This is a genomic window from Deltaproteobacteria bacterium (assembly GCA_016183235.1).
Taxonomy (GTDB): Bacteria; UBA10199; UBA10199; order DSSB01; family JACPFA01; genus JACPFA01.
In genome coordinates, this window is sequence record JACPFA010000040.1 from 1 (window position 1) to 18,027 (window position 18,027).

Genomic DNA, 18,027 nt, shown 5'->3' on the forward strand with positions numbered 1-18,027 from the left:
CCAGGTATTAGCGAAGCCAAAGAGTATCACGCCGCACAAGAAGTTTAAGGCCGAGGCGTATGTTTTGACGAAAGAAGAAGGTGGTCGGCACACGGCATTTTTCAAGGGATATCGGCCGCAGTTTTATTTTAGGACAACCGACGTGACGGGAGTGGTGACATTGCCAGCAGGAGTAGAGATGGTAATGCCAGGTGATAACGTGACGATGGAAGTAGAATTGATCACCCCGATCGCGATGGAGAAAGAATTACGTTTTGCTATCCGTGAAGGTGGTCGCACCGTCGGTGCCGGCGTTATTACGGAGATTCTAGAATAGGATTCTATATGGCAGATGAATATCAGGGGCAGAAAATTCGAATCCGACTGAAGGCCTTTGATCATAGGTTACTTGATCAATCGACTTCTGAAATTGTTGAAACCGCTAAGCGAACCGGGGCGCGTATCGCAGGCCCAGTTCCTTTGCCAACCAATATCGAAAAATATACGGTGTTACGTTCACCTCACGTCGACAAAAAATCGCGAGAACAATTTGAAATTCGCACTCACAAACGACTTTTAGACATTTTAGAACCCACTCAACAAACCATCGATGCCCTGATGCGGCTTGATTTAGCCGCAGGGGTCGAAGTTGAAATTAAAATGGTTTAAGGAATAATGCCATGGCAAGTAAGACTAAATTAAAAATGGGACTGTTGGGAAAAAAGATTGGCATGTCGCAAGTCTTTTTAGATTCAGGAGATTGTGTCGGTGTGACCATTTTAGAAGTAGGGCCTTGTGTCGTGGTGCAAAAGAAAACCAGGGCTCACGATGGTTATGAGGCCATTCAAATTGGTTTTGGTGAAGCCGATGCCAATAAACTTAATCGTCCCAGCCGTGGCCACTTTGCTAAAAAGAATGTGAAGGCCTTTCGCCATTTAAAAGAGATTCGTTTAGCGTCGGTTGAGTCTTTCCAGCCCGGCCAAACCTTAGACATTAATCTGTTTAAAGTAGGCGATCGGGTGAACGTAACCGGCATCAGTAAGGGTAAGGGTTTCCAAGGGGTTATTAAACGCTGTGGTAAGGCGGGTGGGCCGGGAGCTCATGGCTCTCGCTTTCATCGCACGACAGGTTCGATTGGCCAGCGTACTTATCCGGCCAAAGTTTTTAAAAATATGGGCATGCCCGGGCATATGGGGGATGAAAGAGTAACCATTGAAAATTTAACCGTCTTGAAGGTTTTGCCCAAACAAAATTGGCTTTTTATTCAAGGTGCAGTGCCAGGTGGCAAAAATGCTTTAGTCGTTGTTAAAGCATTAGATAAAGATTTTGAGTCCCGAGCTAAAGTAGAAACCGCGCCTGCAGAAGCGGCTCCTCAAGCTTAAAGGTTTTATTATGACAATGCTTGATTTATTAAATCAAAGTGGAAAAAAAGTTGGGCAAGTCGAGCTCAATGAAAAAGTTTTTACGGGTCCGGTTAAAAAGGCCTTGCTTTACGATGTCATCAAAATGCAGTTGGCCAATCGTCGTAGAGGTAATCACGACACCCTAACACGTGGGCAGGTGAGTGGTTCTACCCGCAAGATTTATCGGCAAAAGGGTACGGGCAACGCGCGGCACGGTGATATTCGTGCCCCTATTTTTATAGGTGGTGGCCGTACCCACGGCCCTCATCCCCGAGATTACTCTTATCGCCTTACCGCTAAGGCGAGGCTTGAAGGGTTGAAGTCAGCCTTGCTTTTAAAGAAAAAAGAAAATGCCATTTTGGTGATCGATGATGTCCACTTTGATGCCTTTAAAACCAAGGCAGCTAAGAAAGTTTTAGACGATTTAAAAGTACAAAAAGTGCTGTTAGTATTGAACGAAAAAAATAATTTTGTGCAACGATCTTTTCGTAACTTAAAAAATGTAAAAGTTTTGTTAGCCGCGGGCTTAAATGTTTTTGATATTTGTAATTATGACCAGCTGGTGTTTACTCGTGCAGCCTTAGAAAATGTACAACAGAGATTATTATGATGTTAGATTTTTGGAAAATTATTAAGCGTCCGTTATTAACGGAAAAAAGCACTTTGCAAAAAGAAGTGCTCCATCAATACACTTTTGAAGTGGCTCGTGAAGCTACCAAGCATCAAATTAGGGCTGCCATTGAGGGAGCTTTTAAGGTGCATGTGGAGTCGGTGCGCACTGCCATTACCCGAGGGAAATTTGCTCGGGTGGGGAAAAATATTGGCCAAAAATCCAACTGGAAGAAGGCTTTTATTGCCCTCAAAAAAGGCGAAAAAATTGACTTATTGGAAAATGTTTAAAAGACCTCTTGCATAACCGTCATGAGCGGTTTAAGGGCAAGGCGCGGGGGCCCCAAAAAACCGGAGCGTATATGAAAATACGTGAGGATTTTTTGGGTACGCAACGCAGCCATTAAACCGCGTAATAGGTTATGCAAGAGGTCTTAAGGTGAAACCATGTTGATTAAAGAATACAAACCAACCAGTGCCGGCCGTCGCGGCATGACCGTATCTGGTTTTGATAGCATCACCCGAACCGGCTATGAAAAAAGCCTGGTCGTGGGTCTTTCCAAAACCGGTGGTCGTAACGCCAATGGGCGAATTACTTGTCGACATATTGGTGGTGGTCATAAACGCAAATATCGCATCATCGATTATAAGCGTAATAAGATTGGCATTGCAGCCCAAGTTGCCCACATCGACTATGATCCTAATCGTTCAGCTAGGATAGCCCTCTTGCATTATAGTGATGGCGAAAAACGTTATATCATTGCTCCGCAAAGTTTACGCGTTGGTCAAACGGTCATTTCTGCAGAAGATGCCGATATTTTACCAGGCAATTGTCTTCTTTTAGAAAATATCCCCATGGGAACCAATCTTTATAATATCGAGCTTAAGCCCGGCCATGGTGGGCAATTGGTCCGCAGTGCGGGGGCCTTTGCACAACTTTTGGGAAAAGAAGGTGGCTATGCCATCATCAAAATGCCCTCGGGAGAAACTCGAAAAGTTTTAATTAAATGCCGTGCCACGATTGGGGCGGTCAGTAACCCTGAGCATGTTAATATTGCGATCGGCAAAGCCGGCAAAACTCGTTGGCTAGGGATTCGCCCAACAGTGCGCGGGATGGCCATGAACCCGGTTGATCATCCTCATGGTGGTGGTGAAGGTCGTAGTAAGGGTGGTAACCATCCACAAAGCCCCTGGGGTACTCCAGCAAAAGGTTATAAAACAAGAAACAATAAACGTACGGATAAGTTCCGCATTGCAAGAAGGAAGTCCAATGCCTAGGTCGCTTAAAAAAGGTTTTTTTGCCGATGAACACCTTTTGAAAAAGGTGGAGACGGCCTTGAAAGAAAATAGCAAGAAGGTTATCAAAACTTGGTCGCGCCGGTCTACCATAACTCCAGAATTTGTCGGCATGACCCTGGCGGTTCATAATGGCAAACAGTTTATTCCGGTTTATGTCACTGAAAATATGGTGGGGCATAAGCTAGGTGAATTTTCGCCAACGCGTACTTTTAGGGTACATTCGGGCGATCGAAAAGTAGCGGCACCGGCGGCTAAATCGTAACTTGGCTAAATAGAAAGAGAAAAAGAGAGCAATAAAATGTCAGTAAAGTCTAAAATTAGATATTTAAGAGTGACACCCCGCAAAGCTAGATTAGTCGCGGATATGATCCGTGGCAAGAAAGTGCAAGCCGCTTTAAATCAACTCATGTTTTGCAACAAATATGTAGCTAAAGATTTTATTAAGTTGATCCGGCAGGCGATTGCTAATGCCGAACAAAAAGGGGGGTACGACCCTGATCGTTTAGTCGTTCAAAAGGTCGAAGTTAATCAGGGCCCAACCATGAAACGGTTTATGCCACGGGCGCGCGGGATGGCCTCGCCGATTTTGAAAAAAATGAGTCATATTGAACTGGAGATAGGATAAAAGGTAAAAATTATGGGACAAAAGACAAGCCCGATTGGATTTCGTCTTGGCGTACACCGACCCTGGTTGTCGAAGTGGTTTGCCAGTAAAAAATATTCGGAATATCTTCACGAAGATATCAAGTTTCGCAAACTCATTAAGGCTAAATTATATAGTACAGGTGTTTCTAAAATCGAAATTGAACGTGCGGCCAATAAAATTAAAATCATTATTCACACGGCTAGGCCCGGCTTGGTTATTGGTAAAAAAGGTGCAGGCATTGATACCTTGCGTGAAGAATTGCAAAGTTTAACCAAGAACGAACTTTATGTCGATATTCAAGAAGTACGCAAAGCCGAACTTGATGCCCAATTGGTGGCTGAAAATGTGGCTATGCAATTAGAAAAGAGAGTTTCTTATCGTCGCGCCATGAAAAAAGCCGTTCAATCGACTCTAAAAATGGGTGCCTTGGGTATTAAAATTATGGTGGCAGGTCGTTTGGGTGGTGCTGAAATGGCTCGTACCGAATGGTACCGAGAAGGCCGCGTGCCTTTGCATACGTTGCGCGCCGATATCGATTATGCCTTGGCCGAAGCCCACACCACTTATGGCCTTATTGGGGTGAAGGTTTGGATTTATAAAGGTGATGTAGCTTTAGGCCGTTTGCGCAATAGTCAGAAGATCAGCAATATTTTAGAGACCGCGGCGAACGCGTAATAAGAGCAAGGAATTTTTATGTTAATGCCCAAGAAAGTTAAATATCGCAAGCAGATGAAGGGAAGGATGCGGGGCGAAGCGCATCGCGGTTGCAATTTGAGTTTCGGTGATTTTGCTTTGCAAGCCGTAGAATGTGGCCGCATTAGTGCCCGGCAAATTGAAGCCGGCCGTATTGCCATCTCTCGTCATGTGAAGCGAGGTGGCAAGCTGTGGATTCGAGTATTTCCCGACAAACCCATCACCAAAAAGCCCGCTGAAGTGCGAATGGGAAAAGGTAAAGGTGCGGTTGAAGCCTGGGTGGCGGTGGTTCGTCCGGGTAGGATCTTGTTTGAAATGGAAGGGGTTGATGCGAGCATTGCCAAGCGAGCTTTAACATTGGCGGCTCATAAAATACCCATTCGAACGAAACTTGTATTGAGAGAAGGTTATGTTGAAGCCAGCTGATTTAAATAAAAAAGATTTAAGCGAATTAAAAGTCCTCGCAAAAGAATTAGTCGAGGAGCGTTTTAAGCTAAGTCTCCAAGCAAAATTGGGGCAGTTAGAAAAAACGCACCGTTTGCCTGAAATTAGGCGAGACATTGCGAGAGTAAAGACGTTGTTGCGACAAAGACAGGAAGAAAAAACTCATGTGGACCTCTAAAAATAACCCATCTGCTGCGTTGCCCGCAAAGCCGCGATCCTCACGTATTTCCATATACGCTCCGGTCGCGTCTTTGCGGGCGCCTTGCATCTGGGTCATTTTTAGAGGTCCACAACAATTCAAGTTATTATAGGTTTCCTTTATGGCTGAAAAGAAAATCACTAAAAGAAAAATTGGCATTGTGGTGAGCGACAAAATGCAAAAAACCGTGGTCGTTCAGGTGCGGCGCTTGGTTAAGCATCGTGAATTTAAAAAATTCATTCGCTTAAAGAAAAAATTTATGGCCCACGACGAAGCCAATGCTTGTAAAATAGGCGACAAGGTAGAAATTGCCGAATCCAGGCCATTGTCGGCACGTAAACGTTGGGTGGTTAATAAAATTTTAGAAAAATCAAAGACTGCAGGGTTAACTGAAGTAAGTGAGATTGATTCATGATTCAACAAGAAACTTTACTCAATTCGGCCGATAACACCGGGGCTAAGAAGCTCCTTTGTATTAAAGTGCTGGGGGGCACAAAAAGGCGCTATGCCACGCTAGGGGACAAAATTGTCGTGTCGGTTAAAGAAGCCTCAGCCGATGCCAAAGTTAAGAAGGGCGATGTTAAGAAAGGCGTTATTGTGCGTTTACATAAAGAAGTGAGACGAAGCGATGGCAGTTATATTCGCTTTGATGATAATGCCGTGGTGTTGATCGACGACAAAGGTGAACCTTTAGGTACGCGTATCTTTGGGCCAGTGGCTAGAGAGTTGCGGGCAAAAAAGTATATGAAGATAATCTCGCTAGCACCGGAGGTTATCTAGTTGATGCTGAAAAACGCCCATCTACTGCGTTGCCTGCAAAACTACAATCCTCACGTACTTGAAGTACGCTCCGGTTGCACTTTTACAGGCGCCTTGTATCTGGGCATTTTTGAGCATCAACAGTTAAGGAGAAGTTCATGTTAAATAAGGCTCGCAAAGATATTAAACGAAACGATACCGTCGAGATCATGGTAGGAAAAGATCGTGGTAAGACGGGCGTGGTCTTAAAGATATTGCGAGAACAAAATCGGGCGGTGGTAGAAAAGATCAACCTCGTTAAACGACACACCAAACCCAATGCCCAATTAAAGCAGGGTGGAATTATTGAAAAAGAGGCTACCATTCATCTGTCAAACTTAAAAAAGACAGCAGATGCAGCCCCAGAAAAAGAGTCGACTAAAAGCAAGAAGGTGAAGGCTTGAGAACGTTATCTGAATTAGAAAAAAAATATAAAGCAGATGTGATTCCTGCATTGATGAAGGAATTTAATTATAGCAACGCCATGCAGGTTCCTAATTTGTCAAAAATAGTCATTAATGCTTGCGTATCTGAAGCGGTGCAAAATGCCAAAATTCTTGATACCGTGGCCAAAGAGATTGCTGACATTACAGGTCAAAAACCGGTTATTACTCGGGCTAAAAAGGCTATTTCTAATTTTAAATTACGCCAAGGCCAACCCATTGGTTGTCGAGTGACCTTGCGCAAACGCTTGATGTGGGAGTTTTTATACCGCCTCATCAATATCTCATTGCCACGGGTTCGTGATTTTAGAGGGGTTTCAGGTAAGGCGTTTGATAATGATGGCAATTATACTTTAGGCATTAAAGAACAAATTATTTTTCCTGAAATTAATTTTGATAATGTCAGTAAAGTTTACGGTCTTAACGTTTCATTAGTTACCACCGCTAAAACAACCCCCGAGGCTAAAAGTCTTTTAAAAAATTTAGGAGTCCCTTTTAGGAATTAATTATGGCTAAAACATCCATCATTATTAAATCAAAACGTAAGCCTAAGTTTAAAGTTAGAAAATATAATCGATGCCCTCTCTGTGGTAGGCCCCGCGCTTATTTACGCAGGTTTGATATGTGTAGGCTTTGCTTTCGTTTGAGGGCTAACCGTGGAGAAATTCCAGGGGTCACTAAATCAAGTTGGTAAAATGATATGGTCAATTATCCGCTAGCAGACATGTTAACTCAAATCCGTAACGGTTTAAAGGCGAGGAAACTCAAAATAAAGCTTCCAGCTTCCAAGCTAACCGCCAAAGTAGCAGAGATTTTAAAAACAGAAGGTTTTATTCGAGATTTTCAAACGGTTGCTGATAAGAAACAAAATATTTTAGAGATCAATCTAAAATATGCACGGGGCCATACCGGGGCCATTCGTTATTTACAGTGTGTAAGCAGCCCGGGGCGTCGAGTTTATATTAAAGCTCATGAAATTGCGCCCGTGCGGAGTGGTTTAGGCATTGGGATTTATACGACACCTCGCGGTGTTTTAACAGATAAACAAGCTGCTGAACATAAAGTTGGTGGCGAATATCTTTGTAAGGTTTGGTGATGAACCTCTTAAAAAGTCCATCTGCTGCGTTGTCTGCAAATTTAGCTCCTCAGCGTACTTCCTAGTACGCCTGCGTCGCAAATTTGCAGACTGCCTTGCATCTGGAGTTTTTTAAGAGGTTCATGAAAATAGATTTTATATTAATTTAAGGTGTTAAGAAATGTCACGTATAGGAAAGATGCCGATTACAATTCCTGATAAGGTTAAGGTTGCTCTTAAAGAAGGGGTGGTTTTGGTTGAAGGCCCCTTGGGCAAGCTTAATTTTGCTTTACCTGCGGGTGTGCAATTGAAAATTGAAGGCAATATCCTGCAAATACTTCGCGAAACCGAAGCCCAAGAAGTGAGAGCTAAACATGGTTTAGTACGGGCCTTAGTCATGAACATGATTAATGGCGTATCCAAAGGGTTTTCTCGAGAATTAGACATCAATGGGGTAGGTTATCGAGCTGAATTAAAGGGCAAGTCGCTTTTATTTTCATTGGGATTTTCTCATCCGGTGGATGTCCCTGTTCCCGATGGAGTTAAAGTTACGGTTGAGAAACAAACCCACTTGGTGATTCAAGGCTTTGATAAACAAAAAGTGGGGCAGTTTGCAGCCAATGTTCGTTCGCTTAAAAAGCCTGAACCTTTCAAAGGTAAGGGTATTAAATATGTCGAAGAAGTAATTCGTCGAAAGGCGGGTAAAGCAGCAGCAACCGCGGCTAAATAGTGTCGATGCTGAAAAACGCCCATCTACGGCGTTGCCTACGAAACTGCAATCCTCACGTACTTCCATGTACGCTGCGGTTGCAGTTTCGTAGGCGCCTTGTGTCTGGGCATTTTTGAGCATCGACTAAAAGATTATAAAGGATTTTTTATGGCACTTGCTAAAAAAGACATGTGGAAACGCCGAAAATTGCGCATTCGTAAGAAGGTGCAGGGTACTGACACCCGGCCACGGCTGACTATTTTTCGTAGCGGAAAACATATTTACGCCCAGTTAGTCGATGATACCCAAGGGCGTACGATTGTTGCAGCCTCAACGGTAGAAAAAGAATTGAAAGCTGCACATTGTAATAAAGACTTTGCTACCCAAGTGGGCAAGCTGGTTGCCGAACGTGCCAAACAAGCCAAAATTGCTCAGGTTGTTTTTGATCGCAATGGTTATCGTTATCATGGTTGTGTAAAGGCGTTAGCCGATGGTGTCCGTGACGGAGGTCTAAAGTTTTAATATGACAAAACCGATTAATCCTAATGAATTGAATTTAGCCGAAAAGATTGTGCACATTAGCCGTGTGGCAAAAGTGGTGAAGGGTGGGCGCAGGTTTAGTTTTTCAAGCCTCGTTGTAGTGGGCGATGGTAATGGCCATGTGGGGGTTGGGTTGGGTAAAGCCAATGAAGTTCCAGAATCCATTCGCAAGGCAACCGAGTCAGCAAAACATCGTTTGGTCAAGGTTCCCATTGCGACAGGCAGCACCATCCCTCATGAAGTGACGGGTCGTTATGGAGCAGGTCTTGTTATCTTAAAGCCAGCCAAACCAGGGACGGGAATTATTGCTGGTGTCACCATGCGGGCTATCTTAGAATCTGCGGGTTATCATAATGTTTTGACCAAGTGTATTCGTACCAACAATCAACACAATGTTTTAAAAGCAACGATGCAAGCATTGCTACAGTTACAGTCACCCGAAGAAGTGCAAAAGCTACGAAAGGCTAGCTAGGAAATTTTATGGCCGACATACTACAAGTTGAAAAAATACATAGTGCCATTGCCAGAAACCGCGCGCAAAAAAAAGTTTTGCTGAGTTTGGGGCTCAATAGGCGACACCAGGTTAAGTATCTTAAGGCAACCCCGGCTACTTTGGGGATGGCAAAAAAGGTTTGTCATTTGCTGAACTATAAAGTCATTTCCGAAAAAGACATTCCCAAAGTTAAACCCTTATCGACTTATCAATTAGGTGCATTGCCCGAAAAAAATACGGTTCAGGCTAAACCTAAACAAACCGTGGCAAAAAGAAAATCAACCCCAACCAAGAAGAAAGCAGCCAAGTCTGCTAAGTAGGAATTTATGGCTAAGTTATTACAACATTTAGAAGCCCCGGCTGGTGCCAATCAAACTCGCAAACGTTTAGGGCGTGGCGAAAGTAGTGGTTTGGGCAAAACTTCAGGGCGAGGTCACAAGGGGCAAAAATCGCGCGCTGGTGGTTACCATAAAAAATCCTTTGAAGGTGGGCAGATGCCTTTGGTGCGGCGGGTTCCAAAATCGGGGTTTACTAATATTTTTCGCAAAACCTACGCCATTATTAATTTGAAAGATTTAAACCTGGTACCGCAAGGTAAAGTTGTTGATATTGCGTATTTGCAAGAGATTGGAAAAATTAAAAAAGTGGAAAGTGGACTTAAAGTTTTAGGTGAAGGTGAACTCAAGGTCCCATTAACGATTAAAGCTAAACATTTTTCTAAAACGGCATTAGCTAAGATCAAACAAGCCGGCGGTACAGCAGAGATTTCTTGAGGTTCTAAAATTGGCTTCTTCGATAGCAAATATTACCAGACTGCCCGAATTAAGGAGTCGCCTGTTTTTTACTCTCTTAATGCTGGGGATTTACCGGCTGGGGGTCTTTGTTCCTACTCCTGGGATCAACCCCAAAGCATTGACTGATTTAGTGGGTAAGGGCACCGTTTTTGACATCATTAATATGTTTTCGGGTGGTGCCTTTGAACGATTGTCGGTTTTTGCTTTGGGCATCATGCCCTACATTACCGCATCGATTATCTTCCAATTGTTAACGGTTGCTGTCCCTGCCTTAGAAAAACTTTCCAAAGAAGGCGATGCCGGTCGCAAACGAATTACCCAACTCACTCGTTATGGTACGGTGCTGATTTGTCTTATCCAAGGGTTTGGCATCAGTTTTGGCTTAGAACAACAAAAGGTGTTGCTGCCGGGGGTTGGCGGGTGGTCTTATTATTTGTTGACGGTTACCACTTTGACGGCGGGCACTTGTTTTCTTATGTGGTTAGGAGAACAAATTACCGAACGTGGTATTGGTAATGGAATTTCGCTGATTATCTTTGGAGGTATTGTGACCGGTATTCCCCAAGCCTTACAAGATTCTATTGCAACCCAAGGCCAATTTGGTGGGGCCTTTGGCCTCATCTTTTTAGCAGCCTTTGTTTTTGGTGTTTCTTACATCATTTTATTTTTTGAAAGAGGGCAACGCCGCATCCCCATTCAATATGCCAAACGGGTGGTGGGTCGAAAAATCTTTGGTGCTCAATCCAGCCACCTCCCATTAAAACTGAATATGGCCGGGGTTATTCCAGCCATCTTTGCTTCTTCTTTAATTATGTTTCCTGCTACGATGGCTAGCTTTTGGGATAATAATATTGTGCGCAATATAGCCGGCAATTTAACTTCAGGCCCTTTGCATTTAGCCTTATTTGGGGGGCTTATTATTTTCTTTTGTTATTTTTACACAGCGGTCACTCTTAACCCAAGCAATATGGCTGAAAATATCCAAAAAAATGGTGGCTATATTCCAGGGATCAGACCTGGCAAAGCCACGGCTGAATTCATCGATCGGGTTTTAATTCGCACCACCTTAATTGGCGGTCTTTACATTACTGGCATTTGCTTGCTTCCCCAAATTTTAACGGCCTATTTCAGAATCCCCAGTTCGATTGCCACAACTTTTGGTGGTACCAGTGTTTTGATTATGATCGGTGTGGCGATGGATACCGTGTCGCAAATCGAGGCTCATTTGATGAGTCGAAATTACGATGGGTTTTTGGGTGCCAAGGTTGGGCGATTTAAAGGAAGAAGAGGTTAGCAAATCTCATGCGGCTTATTTTATTAGGTCCACCCGGGGCGGGCAAAGGCACTCAGGCCAAGCAAATCCAAAACAAATTTAAAATTCCTCAAATTTCAACCGGTGACATGTTGCGCGAAGCTCGTCGCCATAAAACTCCGCTGGGATTGCAGGCCGAACGCTATATTACTTCAGGGGCTTTGGTGCCTGATTCTGTGGTTATAGGGCTGATCGAGGAAAGGCTCAAAAATACTGATTGTGCGGGTGGGTTTATTTTAGACGGTTTTCCTCGTACCTTAGTTCAGGCCCAAGAGCTTGATAAGGTGCTGGCCCGTGACCACCAAAAAATCGATGCAGTTTTGCAACTTGATGTTGCCGAAGAAGATTTAGTGCAAAGATTATCAGGGCGCAGAACTTGCCGCGGCTGTGGGAATATTCATCACTTAAAATATTCCCCCCCTAAAATAGCAGGGAAATGCGATGTCTGTGGGGGCGAACTTTATCAACGCGATGACGATCAAGAAGTCACGATTCGAAACCGGCTCAAAACCTTTCGTGAACAAACTGCACCATTGGTCCAATTTTATGAAAAGCAAGGTATTTTAAAACGCGTTCAAGGCTTGGGTCCTGCCGAAGAGGTGACACAGGCTATTTTCAAAGCCCTTAATGGAAGTGTGCGATGAACCGCGGGGCTGTTACCATTAAATCAGCTGAAGAAATCACCAAGATGCGCAAGGCGGCTAGCATGGTGAGCACGGTGCTGACTCGCATGCCCGAGCACATCAAGCCAGGGGTGAGTACCTACGAGTTAGATCAATTGGCTGAAAAATGGATCCGCGAAGCCGGTGGTAAGCCTGCTTTCAAAGGTTACCTGGGTTATAAGGCCAGCATTTGCACTTCGATTAACCATGAGGTGGTGCATGGCATCCCCTCCAAAGATCGGATTTTACAAGAGGGTGATATTATCGGGGTTGATTGTGGGGCCATTTGGGAGGCCTATTATGGTGATGGGGCCTATACTTTTGCGGTGGGTAAAGTATCCCCGGAGGTTCAACAGCTTTTGGAGCGGACGCAAAGAGGGCTTTTAACTGGTGTGGAACAAATGCACCCTGGCAAGCGTTTATTTGATATTGGGGCCGCCATTTCAGCGGTAGCAGACCAATATGGTTATGGGGTAGTGCGGGAATATGTAGGTCATGGTATTGGGACCAAGCTTCACGAAGACCCCCAAGTCCCCAATTTTGGGGTGGCAGGTACGGGGATGCGACTTAAGGCGGGGATGATTTTAGCCATTGAGCCGATGTTCAATTTGGGCACCCATGAAGTAGAATTGCAAAAAGATGGTTGGACGGTAGTAACCAAAGATCACAAGTTCTCGGCTCATTTTGAACACACGGTATTAATTACAGAAAATGGGCCTGAACTCTTGACTAAATGGCCTTAACAATGTAAGTTACCGGCCTTTTTGAACCGATAAAACTATGCCCAAAGAGGAAGCCATTGAAGTTGAAGGAACCGTTCTCGAGCCCCTGCCGAACGCGATGTTTAGGGTAGAGCTTGAAAATGGGCATAAAGTATTGGCTCATGTTTCGGGCAAGATGAGAATGCATTTTATAAAAATCTTGCCCGGAGACAAAGTAAAAATTGAACTGTCGCCGTATGATTTAACGCGAGGCCGTATTATTTATCGTGGGAAATAGAGTGGTATGTCATTGCGATCCGCCTCTGGCGGAGAAGCAATCTCACCAACCGATTTTTTGATGATGAGAGTAATTTATGAAAGTTCGTTCGTCTGTAAAAAAGATTTGTCGAAAATGTAAAATTGTTCGTCGTAAACGTATCGTGCGCGTGGTTTGTGAAAATCCACGACACAAACAACGACAAGGGTAAAAAGAATATGCCAAGAATAGCCGGCGTTGATATTCCAAATAAAAAGAAACTTCCCATTGCCTTGACCTACATTTTTGGGATTGGCAAAACTCGAGCTAATAAAATTTTGCGTGAAACTCAAATTGACGCTGCGTTGCGTGCTGAACAATTAACTGATGCTCAGGTCAATCAGATCCGTCGCTACATCGATGATAATTTTAAAGTAGAAGGTGACTTACGTCGTGAGATCACCTTAAACATCAAACGGTTGGTTGATTTAGGTAGTTATCGTGGGAGTCGGCATCGTAAGAGCTTGCCCACGCGAGGGCAACGTACGCGTACGAATGCACGCACTCGCAAAGGGCCTCGTAAAACCGTGGCCGGTAAAAAGAAGGCACCAACCGCTAAATAAAGGATGATGAGGAATTCCAATGGCAGAAGAAGCACCCGTTAATGCGCAAGAACAGCCGACTGAAGTTAAAAAACCGGCTAAGCGTAAAAAGAAAAAGACGATTAGGAATGTGAGCCAGGGTGTGATTCATATTCTAGCGACTTTTAATAATACGGTTATCACAGTCACAGATCCAAGTGGCAATGTTATCAGTTGGGCATCGGCTGGGACCAAAGGTTTTAAGGGTTCTAAAAAGAGCACTCCCTTTGCAGCTCAGTTAGCCGCTGAAGAAGCCGTTCGTGCTGCTGTGGAATGTGGCCTCAGGGCGGCGGTTGTGTTTGTAAAAGGCCCGGGTTCGGGGCGTGAATCGGCACTGCGAGCGATAGGCAATGCAGGGGTTCGCGTTAGCAGTATCAAAGATGTGACGCCTATTCCCCATAATGGTTGTCGTCCTCCTAAAAAGAGAAGGGTTTAAGTATTATGTCAAGATATCGTGGACCAGCTTGTAAACTTTGTCGGCGTGAAGGCTTGAAATTATTTCTCAAGGGAGATCGTTGTTATACTGAAAAATGTGCGATTGAGCGGCGCCCTTATGCGCCCGGTCAACATGGTCAAACCCATATGAAGTTTTCAGAGTATGGTACTCAATTAAGAGAGAAGCAAAAAGTTAAACGGATGTATGGCCTAGTTGAACAACCTTTTCGTCTTACCTTTCATAAGGCCGAAAATCAAAAAGGGGTTACGGGTGACAACCTTATTCAATTTTTAGAAAGACGACTCGACAATGTGGTGTACCGTTTAGGCTTTGCTAATTCTCGTACCGAAGCTAGGTTGCTGATTCGGCATGGGCATTTTAATGTGAATGATCGTGGTGTTAATGTCCCTTCGTATGGGGTTAAAGCCGGTGATGTTGTAACACTCCGCGAGAAGAGCAAAAAAATGGATCGCATTTTAAAATCGATGGAATCGGTAGATCGGCGTGGCATACCCGATTGGCTAGAACTCAATAAAGATGAACTGAAAGGTTCGATTAAAATTTTACCGGAGCGTAGCACCGTTACCATGCCCATCAACGAGCAATTAATCGTTGAATTGTATTCTAAATAGTTAAACTGTTACTTTAAGTTGGAGGCTTACAAACATGATTTCTGAATTAGTTGCAAGAAATTGGAGAACCCTCATTCGCCCCAAATATTTAGAGATTGAAAAGGAAAGCCATACTAACACTTATGGTAAGTTTGTGGCCTCTCCCTTGGAGCGAGGCTATGGCACAACGTTGGGTAATGCCCTGCGAAGGATTTTATTATCTTCGATTCAAGGCGCTGCGGTTACTTCAATCAAGATCGACGGTGTCTTACACGAATTTTCAACCGTTGCTGGAGTTCGGGAAGATGTCGCTGGTTTAATCATGAACATTAAAGAGTTGAAATTAAGGCTCCATAATGTTGATAAAGACATGATTACCATCGATATCTCGGGTGAAAAAGAAGTTAAGGCTAGTGACATTCAAGTCAGTCACAATATTGAAATTTTAAATCCCGATCTTCACATTGCGACCTTAGGTTCTAATGCCAAACTTAAAATGGAAATGACGGTTGAAATGGGCAAGGGTTATGTGGTGGCTGAGTCCAATAAAAAGTCCAATCAACCCATTGGAGTGGTCCCCATTGATTCTATTTTCTCTCCCGTCTTACGAGTCAATTATACGGTTACCAATGCGCGGGTGGGTCAATCAACTGATTATGATCGTCTTACCCTCGAAGTTTTTACCGATGGTAGTGTGTTGCCCGAAGATGCCGTGGCCTTTGCGAGTAAAATTTTAAAAGAACAATTTGCCCTCTTTGTTAATTTTGTAGAAGAGCCCGAGCCCGTTGAAGAAGAAAAAATCATTGAAGAAAAACCTTTCAATGAAAATTTAAATCGGCGGGTTGATGAATTAGAGCTTTCAGTACGTTCGGCCAATTGTCTTCAAAATGCCAATATCAAATATATTGGTGAATTAGTGATGAAAACAGAATCCGAAATGTTACGCACCAAAAACTTTGGGCGCAAATCGTTAAACGAAATTAAAGAAATTTTATCCGAAATGGGTTTGGGCCTAGGGATGAAGGTTGATGGTTGGACGCCGCCGCTTACCAGTGCAGGCCCATCGGTCGCTGAAACTCATCGGGATGAATAAAAGGTAATTCACTATGCGTCATGGCGTTGATAAAAAGAATTTTGGCAGAAATACGGCTCATCGTGTGGCGATGTTTCGCAACATGGTGACGAGCCTTATTGAACATGAGCGAATTGTCACCACATTACCCAAGGCCAAAGCGCTTAAAGGCTTGGCTGATCAAATGATTACCTTGGGCAAGGTTGGCACCTTACATGCCCGTCGCCAGGCTTTGCGGGTGTTACGTGGTTCCGATACGGTAAAAAAACTATTTGGCGAATTGGCCCAGCGTTTTAAAGATCGGCAGGGTGGTTATACCCGAATTTTAAAAATGGGGCATCGGCACGGGGATGGTTCGGATATGGCCATCATTGAATATTTAGAGGCTAAACTTAAAGCCAAAAAACCCACCAAAAAGAAAAAAGAAAAAGATGAGCATGCTGGGCATGCTCATCCTTAATTGTCATTGCGAGCGAGCCCCAAAGGCGAGCGTGGCAATCTTCTTGTCATGAAAACTCGGTTTCTCATCATTACAGGTTTGTCTTTGGCGCTCCTAGCCTTGGTTTTTTATATCCAAAAAAAATCCAGTTTAATTTTAAAAACCGGTCAGCCTGCCCCAACATTTTCTGCGCCTAATTTACAAGGTGAACAAAAGGGCCTAGCTGATTTTCGTGGTAAAGTTGTGTTGCTTAACTTTTGGGCTAGCACTTGTGGGCCGTGTGAATGGGAAATGCCCAGCCTTAATGCCCTTTACCAACGTTATGAAAGTAGAGGTTTTGTAGTCGTCGGAATGAGTGTGGGGGAGGCACCCATGATGGTTGTAAAATTTTTACAACGAGTTTCGATTAGCTTTCCTGTTCTATTAGATGAAGATTTGAGTATTTCAGATCGCTATGGGACTTATCGTATCCCTGAGAGTTATTTGATTGATCGACAAGGCAACCTGGTAGAAAAAATCTCAGGCGCCCATAATTGGAACCAACCCAATTTTTGGGCCAAGATCGAAAATCTCTTATAACTGTCATTCTGAACCCAGCAGGGCTCTATGTCATTGCGAGCGAGCACCGTTTGCGAGCGTGGCAATCTTCTTTTTCATTCTTCAATTCATCTGCAATTAGAGCCACGTCTTGTCGAATCCGGCTTAAGGCTCCCTCAACCACAGCAAAATATTCTTTGCTTTAAAATTGCACACATGTCACCCTGATCAAACATGTCCAATGTTAGAGGGGGGTGAAAATGATGTACAAGATACAAGATACAAGATACAAGATACAAGGCTCTGGACGGTTTTGTTTTCTGTCTGTCTTATTTTTTTTTCAACTCCAAATTTAGGGGCAACTCCGGGGGGATTGGACACCACCTTTGGTACGGGTGGGCTCGTAACCACTGACTTCTCAGGGTCTTCGCTGGATCAAGCCAGTGAAATGGTTCTACAATCAGACGGAAAGATAGTCGTGGGGGGCTATAGCGATGCAGGTGGAAGTAATGATTTTGCCCTGGCCCGGTATAGCTCAGATGGCAGCCTTGACACCACCTTTGGTACGGGTGGGCTTGTAACCACTGACTTCTCAGGGTCTTCGGATGACCAAGCCCGCCAAATGGTCCTACAATCAGACGGAAAGATAGTCGTGGGGGGCTATAGCGATGCGGGTGGAAGTGGTGATTTTGCCCTAGCCCGGTATAGCTCAGACGGCAGCCTTGACACCACCTTTGGTACGGGTGGACTTGTAACCACTGATTTCTCAGGGTCTTCGCTGGATCAAGCCGGTCCGGTGGTTCTACAATCAGACGGAAAGATAGTCGTGGGGGGCTATAGCGATGCGGGTGGAAGTAATGATTTTGCCCTGGCCCGATATAGCTCAGACGGCAGCCTTGACACCACCTTTGGTACGGGTGGACTTGTAACCACTAACTTCTCAGGGTCTTCGTCGGACGTAGCAATTGCAACGGTTCTACAATCAGACGGAAAGATAGTCGTGGGAGGCATAAGCAGTGCAGGTGGAAGTATTGATTTTGCCCTAGCCCGGTATGGTTCAGACGGCAGCCTTGACACCACTTTTGGTACGGGTGGACGTAAGCGATCAAGCAAGTCCATCTTACAAGCGGTAAGGAAATGATATAAAAGATCTGCCATAACCAGGAGGTGATGAATGGCAGACATCAATAAGCGTGAGGCGAGGGAGCGGCATTGGCAGGGGAAGATTGAGGCACA

At 44.3% G+C, this 18,027-nt stretch carries 34 protein-coding genes; all 34 read left to right on the top strand.

What is annotated here, in order from left to right; translation table 11 throughout:
- Positions 1-316, top strand: a 316-nt coding sequence (gene tuf / locus HYU97_09865; GenBank protein ID MBI2337047.1) for an elongation factor Tu, incomplete at its 5' end; no start/stop codon positions are given.
- A gap of 8 nt (positions 317-324) precedes the next feature.
- Positions 325-648, top strand: a complete 324-nt coding sequence (gene rpsJ / locus HYU97_09870; GenBank protein ID MBI2337048.1) for a 30S ribosomal protein S10 — start codon at positions 325-327, stop codon at positions 646-648.
- 11 nt (positions 649-659) lie between these two features.
- On the top strand, positions 660-1,361 hold the full coding sequence (gene rplC / locus HYU97_09875) for a 50S ribosomal protein L3 (protein ID MBI2337049.1): 702 nt from the start codon (positions 660-662) through the stop codon (positions 1,359-1,361).
- A gap of 10 nt (positions 1,362-1,371) precedes the next feature.
- Positions 1,372-1,992 carry a 50S ribosomal protein L4 gene (rplD, locus tag HYU97_09880; GenBank protein MBI2337050.1) on the top strand — a complete coding sequence of 207 codons (621 nt, stop codon included), beginning with the start codon at positions 1,372-1,374 and terminating at the stop codon, positions 1,990-1,992.
- On the top strand, positions 1,989-2,282 hold the full coding sequence (locus HYU97_09885; protein MBI2337051.1) for a 50S ribosomal protein L23: 294 nt from the start codon (positions 1,989-1,991) through the stop codon (positions 2,280-2,282). Before rplD ends, HYU97_09885 begins: the two co-directional genes overlap by 4 nt.
- 156 nt (positions 2,283-2,438) lie before the next feature.
- Positions 2,439-3,269, top strand: a complete 831-nt coding sequence (gene rplB / locus HYU97_09890; protein MBI2337052.1) for a 50S ribosomal protein L2 — start codon at positions 2,439-2,441, stop codon at positions 3,267-3,269.
- A complete protein-coding gene (gene rpsS / locus HYU97_09895) occupies positions 3,262-3,552 on the top strand; it encodes a 30S ribosomal protein S19 (GenBank protein MBI2337053.1) in 291 nt (96 codons plus the stop codon). Before rplB ends, rpsS begins: the two co-directional genes overlap by 8 nt.
- A 36-nt stretch (positions 3,553-3,588) precedes the next feature.
- Positions 3,589-3,915, top strand: coding sequence for a 50S ribosomal protein L22 (gene rplV / locus HYU97_09900; protein MBI2337054.1), 327 nt, complete (start codon positions 3,589-3,591; stop codon positions 3,913-3,915).
- Positions 3,916-3,927: 12 nt separating this feature from the next.
- Positions 3,928-4,611 (top strand): 30S ribosomal protein S3, encoded by a 684-nt coding sequence (rpsC, locus tag HYU97_09905; protein MBI2337055.1) that lies wholly within the window; start codon positions 3,928-3,930, stop codon positions 4,609-4,611.
- An 18-nt stretch (positions 4,612-4,629) separates the two neighbouring features.
- On the top strand, positions 4,630-5,055 hold the full coding sequence (gene rplP / locus HYU97_09910; GenBank protein MBI2337056.1) for a 50S ribosomal protein L16: 426 nt from the start codon (positions 4,630-4,632) through the stop codon (positions 5,053-5,055).
- Positions 5,039-5,251 carry a 50S ribosomal protein L29 gene (gene rpmC / locus HYU97_09915; protein ID MBI2337057.1) on the top strand — a complete coding sequence of 71 codons (213 nt, stop codon included), beginning with the start codon at positions 5,039-5,041 and terminating at the stop codon, positions 5,249-5,251. The genes rplP and rpmC overlap by 17 nt, the downstream gene beginning before the upstream one ends.
- Before the next feature lie 142 nt (positions 5,252-5,393).
- A complete protein-coding gene (gene rpsQ / locus HYU97_09920) occupies positions 5,394-5,687 on the top strand; it encodes a 30S ribosomal protein S17 (protein MBI2337058.1) in 294 nt (97 codons plus the stop codon).
- Positions 5,684-6,052, top strand: coding sequence for a 50S ribosomal protein L14 (gene rplN / locus HYU97_09925; protein ID MBI2337059.1), 369 nt, complete (start codon positions 5,684-5,686; stop codon positions 6,050-6,052). The genes rpsQ and rplN overlap by 4 nt, the downstream gene beginning before the upstream one ends.
- Before the next feature lie 137 nt (positions 6,053-6,189).
- On the top strand, positions 6,190-6,474 hold the full coding sequence (rplX, locus tag HYU97_09930) for a 50S ribosomal protein L24 (protein MBI2337060.1): 285 nt from the start codon (positions 6,190-6,192) through the stop codon (positions 6,472-6,474).
- A 53-nt stretch (positions 6,475-6,527) separates the two neighbouring features.
- Complete coding sequence (rplE, locus tag HYU97_09935) at positions 6,528-7,019, top strand: 50S ribosomal protein L5 (protein MBI2337061.1); 492 nt, start codon at positions 6,528-6,530, stop codon at positions 7,017-7,019.
- Between the two features lie 2 nt (positions 7,020-7,021).
- Positions 7,022-7,207, top strand: a complete 186-nt coding sequence (locus tag HYU97_09940) for a type Z 30S ribosomal protein S14 (GenBank protein MBI2337062.1) — start codon at positions 7,022-7,024, stop codon at positions 7,205-7,207.
- Positions 7,208-7,213: 6 nt separating this feature from the next.
- Entirely contained in the window at positions 7,214-7,609 is a 396-nt protein-coding gene (rpsH, locus tag HYU97_09945) for a 30S ribosomal protein S8 (GenBank protein MBI2337063.1), read from the top strand.
- A gap of 160 nt (positions 7,610-7,769) precedes the next feature.
- Positions 7,770-8,318, top strand: coding sequence for a 50S ribosomal protein L6 (gene rplF / locus HYU97_09950; GenBank protein ID MBI2337064.1), 549 nt, complete (start codon positions 7,770-7,772; stop codon positions 8,316-8,318).
- Positions 8,319-8,465: 147 nt separating this feature from the next.
- The gene (locus HYU97_09955) at positions 8,466-8,819 is read left to right on the top strand and encodes a 50S ribosomal protein L18 (protein MBI2337065.1); all 354 of its coding nucleotides are present in this window, start codon (positions 8,466-8,468) and stop codon (positions 8,817-8,819) included.
- Position 8,820: 1 nt separating this feature from the next.
- Complete coding sequence (rpsE, locus tag HYU97_09960; GenBank protein MBI2337066.1) at positions 8,821-9,309, top strand: 30S ribosomal protein S5; 489 nt, start codon at positions 8,821-8,823, stop codon at positions 9,307-9,309.
- A gap of 8 nt (positions 9,310-9,317) precedes the next feature.
- Positions 9,318-9,650: a 50S ribosomal protein L30 gene (rpmD, locus tag HYU97_09965; GenBank protein ID MBI2337067.1), complete on the top strand. Its 333-nt coding sequence runs from the start codon at positions 9,318-9,320 to the stop codon at positions 9,648-9,650.
- Between the two features lie 6 nt (positions 9,651-9,656).
- Entirely contained in the window at positions 9,657-10,103 is a 447-nt protein-coding gene (gene rplO, locus HYU97_09970) for a 50S ribosomal protein L15 (protein MBI2337068.1), read from the top strand.
- A gap of 10 nt (positions 10,104-10,113) precedes the next feature.
- On the top strand, positions 10,114-11,418 hold the full coding sequence (secY, locus tag HYU97_09975; GenBank protein MBI2337069.1) for a preprotein translocase subunit SecY: 1,305 nt from the start codon (positions 10,114-10,116) through the stop codon (positions 11,416-11,418).
- 8 nt (positions 11,419-11,426) lie between these two features.
- Positions 11,427-12,080 carry an adenylate kinase gene (locus HYU97_09980; GenBank protein ID MBI2337070.1) on the top strand — a complete coding sequence of 218 codons (654 nt, stop codon included), beginning with the start codon at positions 11,427-11,429 and terminating at the stop codon, positions 12,078-12,080.
- On the top strand, positions 12,077-12,841 hold the full coding sequence (gene map, locus HYU97_09985; GenBank protein ID MBI2337071.1) for a type I methionyl aminopeptidase: 765 nt from the start codon (positions 12,077-12,079) through the stop codon (positions 12,839-12,841). Before HYU97_09980 ends, map begins: the two co-directional genes overlap by 4 nt.
- A 37-nt stretch (positions 12,842-12,878) precedes the next feature.
- On the top strand, positions 12,879-13,097 hold the full coding sequence (gene infA, locus HYU97_09990) for a translation initiation factor IF-1 (protein ID MBI2337072.1): 219 nt from the start codon (positions 12,879-12,881) through the stop codon (positions 13,095-13,097).
- 76 nt (positions 13,098-13,173) lie between these two features.
- Positions 13,174-13,287, top strand: coding sequence for a 50S ribosomal protein L36 (gene rpmJ / locus HYU97_09995; protein MBI2337073.1), 114 nt, complete (start codon positions 13,174-13,176; stop codon positions 13,285-13,287).
- 7 nt (positions 13,288-13,294) lie between these two features.
- Positions 13,295-13,678, top strand: a complete 384-nt coding sequence (gene rpsM / locus HYU97_10000; GenBank protein ID MBI2337074.1) for a 30S ribosomal protein S13 — start codon at positions 13,295-13,297, stop codon at positions 13,676-13,678.
- Positions 13,679-13,697: 19 nt separating this feature from the next.
- Entirely contained in the window at positions 13,698-14,132 is a 435-nt protein-coding gene (gene rpsK, locus HYU97_10005) for a 30S ribosomal protein S11 (protein ID MBI2337075.1), read from the top strand.
- Between the two features lie 5 nt (positions 14,133-14,137).
- A complete protein-coding gene (rpsD, locus tag HYU97_10010; protein ID MBI2337076.1) occupies positions 14,138-14,764 on the top strand; it encodes a 30S ribosomal protein S4 in 627 nt (208 codons plus the stop codon).
- Between the two features lie 34 nt (positions 14,765-14,798).
- Positions 14,799-15,836, top strand: a complete 1,038-nt coding sequence (locus HYU97_10015; GenBank protein MBI2337077.1) for a DNA-directed RNA polymerase subunit alpha — start codon at positions 14,799-14,801, stop codon at positions 15,834-15,836.
- A gap of 13 nt (positions 15,837-15,849) precedes the next feature.
- Complete coding sequence (rplQ, locus tag HYU97_10020) at positions 15,850-16,275, top strand: 50S ribosomal protein L17 (protein MBI2337078.1); 426 nt, start codon at positions 15,850-15,852, stop codon at positions 16,273-16,275.
- A 48-nt stretch (positions 16,276-16,323) separates the two neighbouring features.
- The gene (locus HYU97_10025) at positions 16,324-16,833 is read left to right on the top strand and encodes a TlpA family protein disulfide reductase (GenBank protein MBI2337079.1); all 510 of its coding nucleotides are present in this window, start codon (positions 16,324-16,326) and stop codon (positions 16,831-16,833) included.
- 331 nt (positions 16,834-17,164) lie between these two features.
- Positions 17,165-17,932 carry a hypothetical protein gene (locus HYU97_10030; GenBank protein ID MBI2337080.1) on the top strand — a complete coding sequence of 256 codons (768 nt, stop codon included), beginning with the start codon at positions 17,165-17,167 and terminating at the stop codon, positions 17,930-17,932.
- Positions 17,933-18,027 lie beyond the last annotated feature (95 nt).

What these genes read in the sequence shown, in the direction of transcription:
- rpsJ (MBI2337048.1), top strand. Translation starts at nt 325, where the DNA reads ATGGCAGATGAATATCAGGGGCAGAAAATTCGAATCCGACTGAAGGCC.
- rplC (MBI2337049.1), top strand. Translation starts at nt 660, where the DNA reads ATGGCAAGTAAGACTAAATTAAAAATGGGACTGTTGGGAAAAAAGATT.
- rplD (MBI2337050.1), top strand. Translation starts at nt 1,372, where the DNA reads ATGACAATGCTTGATTTATTAAATCAAAGTGGAAAAAAAGTTGGGCAA.
- HYU97_09885 (MBI2337051.1), top strand. Translation starts at nt 1,989, where the DNA reads ATGATGTTAGATTTTTGGAAAATTATTAAGCGTCCGTTATTAACGGAA.
- rplB (MBI2337052.1), top strand. Translation starts at nt 2,439, where the DNA reads ATGTTGATTAAAGAATACAAACCAACCAGTGCCGGCCGTCGCGGCATG.
- rpsS (MBI2337053.1), top strand. Translation starts at nt 3,262, where the DNA reads ATGCCTAGGTCGCTTAAAAAAGGTTTTTTTGCCGATGAACACCTTTTG.
- rplV (MBI2337054.1), top strand. Translation starts at nt 3,589, where the DNA reads ATGTCAGTAAAGTCTAAAATTAGATATTTAAGAGTGACACCCCGCAAA.
- rpsC (MBI2337055.1), top strand. Translation starts at nt 3,928, where the DNA reads ATGGGACAAAAGACAAGCCCGATTGGATTTCGTCTTGGCGTACACCGA.
- rplP (MBI2337056.1), top strand. Translation starts at nt 4,630, where the DNA reads ATGTTAATGCCCAAGAAAGTTAAATATCGCAAGCAGATGAAGGGAAGG.
- rpmC (MBI2337057.1), top strand. Translation starts at nt 5,039, where the DNA reads ATGTTGAAGCCAGCTGATTTAAATAAAAAAGATTTAAGCGAATTAAAA.
- rpsQ (MBI2337058.1), top strand. Translation starts at nt 5,394, where the DNA reads ATGGCTGAAAAGAAAATCACTAAAAGAAAAATTGGCATTGTGGTGAGC.
- rplN (MBI2337059.1), top strand. Translation starts at nt 5,684, where the DNA reads ATGATTCAACAAGAAACTTTACTCAATTCGGCCGATAACACCGGGGCT.
- rplX (MBI2337060.1), top strand. Translation starts at nt 6,190, where the DNA reads ATGTTAAATAAGGCTCGCAAAGATATTAAACGAAACGATACCGTCGAG.
- rplE (MBI2337061.1), top strand. Translation starts at nt 6,528, where the DNA reads ATGAAGGAATTTAATTATAGCAACGCCATGCAGGTTCCTAATTTGTCA.
- HYU97_09940 (MBI2337062.1), top strand. Translation starts at nt 7,022, where the DNA reads ATGGCTAAAACATCCATCATTATTAAATCAAAACGTAAGCCTAAGTTT.
- rpsH (MBI2337063.1), top strand. Translation starts at nt 7,214, where the DNA reads ATGGTCAATTATCCGCTAGCAGACATGTTAACTCAAATCCGTAACGGT.
- rplF (MBI2337064.1), top strand. Translation starts at nt 7,770, where the DNA reads ATGTCACGTATAGGAAAGATGCCGATTACAATTCCTGATAAGGTTAAG.
- HYU97_09955 (MBI2337065.1), top strand. Translation starts at nt 8,466, where the DNA reads ATGGCACTTGCTAAAAAAGACATGTGGAAACGCCGAAAATTGCGCATT.
- rpsE (MBI2337066.1), top strand. Translation starts at nt 8,821, where the DNA reads ATGACAAAACCGATTAATCCTAATGAATTGAATTTAGCCGAAAAGATT.
- rpmD (MBI2337067.1), top strand. Translation starts at nt 9,318, where the DNA reads ATGGCCGACATACTACAAGTTGAAAAAATACATAGTGCCATTGCCAGA.
- rplO (MBI2337068.1), top strand. Translation starts at nt 9,657, where the DNA reads ATGGCTAAGTTATTACAACATTTAGAAGCCCCGGCTGGTGCCAATCAA.
- HYU97_09980 (MBI2337070.1), top strand. Translation starts at nt 11,427, where the DNA reads ATGCGGCTTATTTTATTAGGTCCACCCGGGGCGGGCAAAGGCACTCAG.
- map (MBI2337071.1), top strand. Translation starts at nt 12,077, where the DNA reads ATGAACCGCGGGGCTGTTACCATTAAATCAGCTGAAGAAATCACCAAG.
- infA (MBI2337072.1), top strand. Translation starts at nt 12,879, where the DNA reads ATGCCCAAAGAGGAAGCCATTGAAGTTGAAGGAACCGTTCTCGAGCCC.
- rpmJ (MBI2337073.1), top strand. Translation starts at nt 13,174, where the DNA reads ATGAAAGTTCGTTCGTCTGTAAAAAAGATTTGTCGAAAATGTAAAATT.
- rpsM (MBI2337074.1), top strand. Translation starts at nt 13,295, where the DNA reads ATGCCAAGAATAGCCGGCGTTGATATTCCAAATAAAAAGAAACTTCCC.
- rpsK (MBI2337075.1), top strand. Translation starts at nt 13,698, where the DNA reads ATGGCAGAAGAAGCACCCGTTAATGCGCAAGAACAGCCGACTGAAGTT.
- rpsD (MBI2337076.1), top strand. Translation starts at nt 14,138, where the DNA reads ATGTCAAGATATCGTGGACCAGCTTGTAAACTTTGTCGGCGTGAAGGC.
- HYU97_10015 (MBI2337077.1), top strand. Translation starts at nt 14,799, where the DNA reads ATGATTTCTGAATTAGTTGCAAGAAATTGGAGAACCCTCATTCGCCCC.
- rplQ (MBI2337078.1), top strand. Translation starts at nt 15,850, where the DNA reads ATGCGTCATGGCGTTGATAAAAAGAATTTTGGCAGAAATACGGCTCAT.
- HYU97_10025 (MBI2337079.1), top strand. Translation starts at nt 16,324, where the DNA reads ATGAAAACTCGGTTTCTCATCATTACAGGTTTGTCTTTGGCGCTCCTA.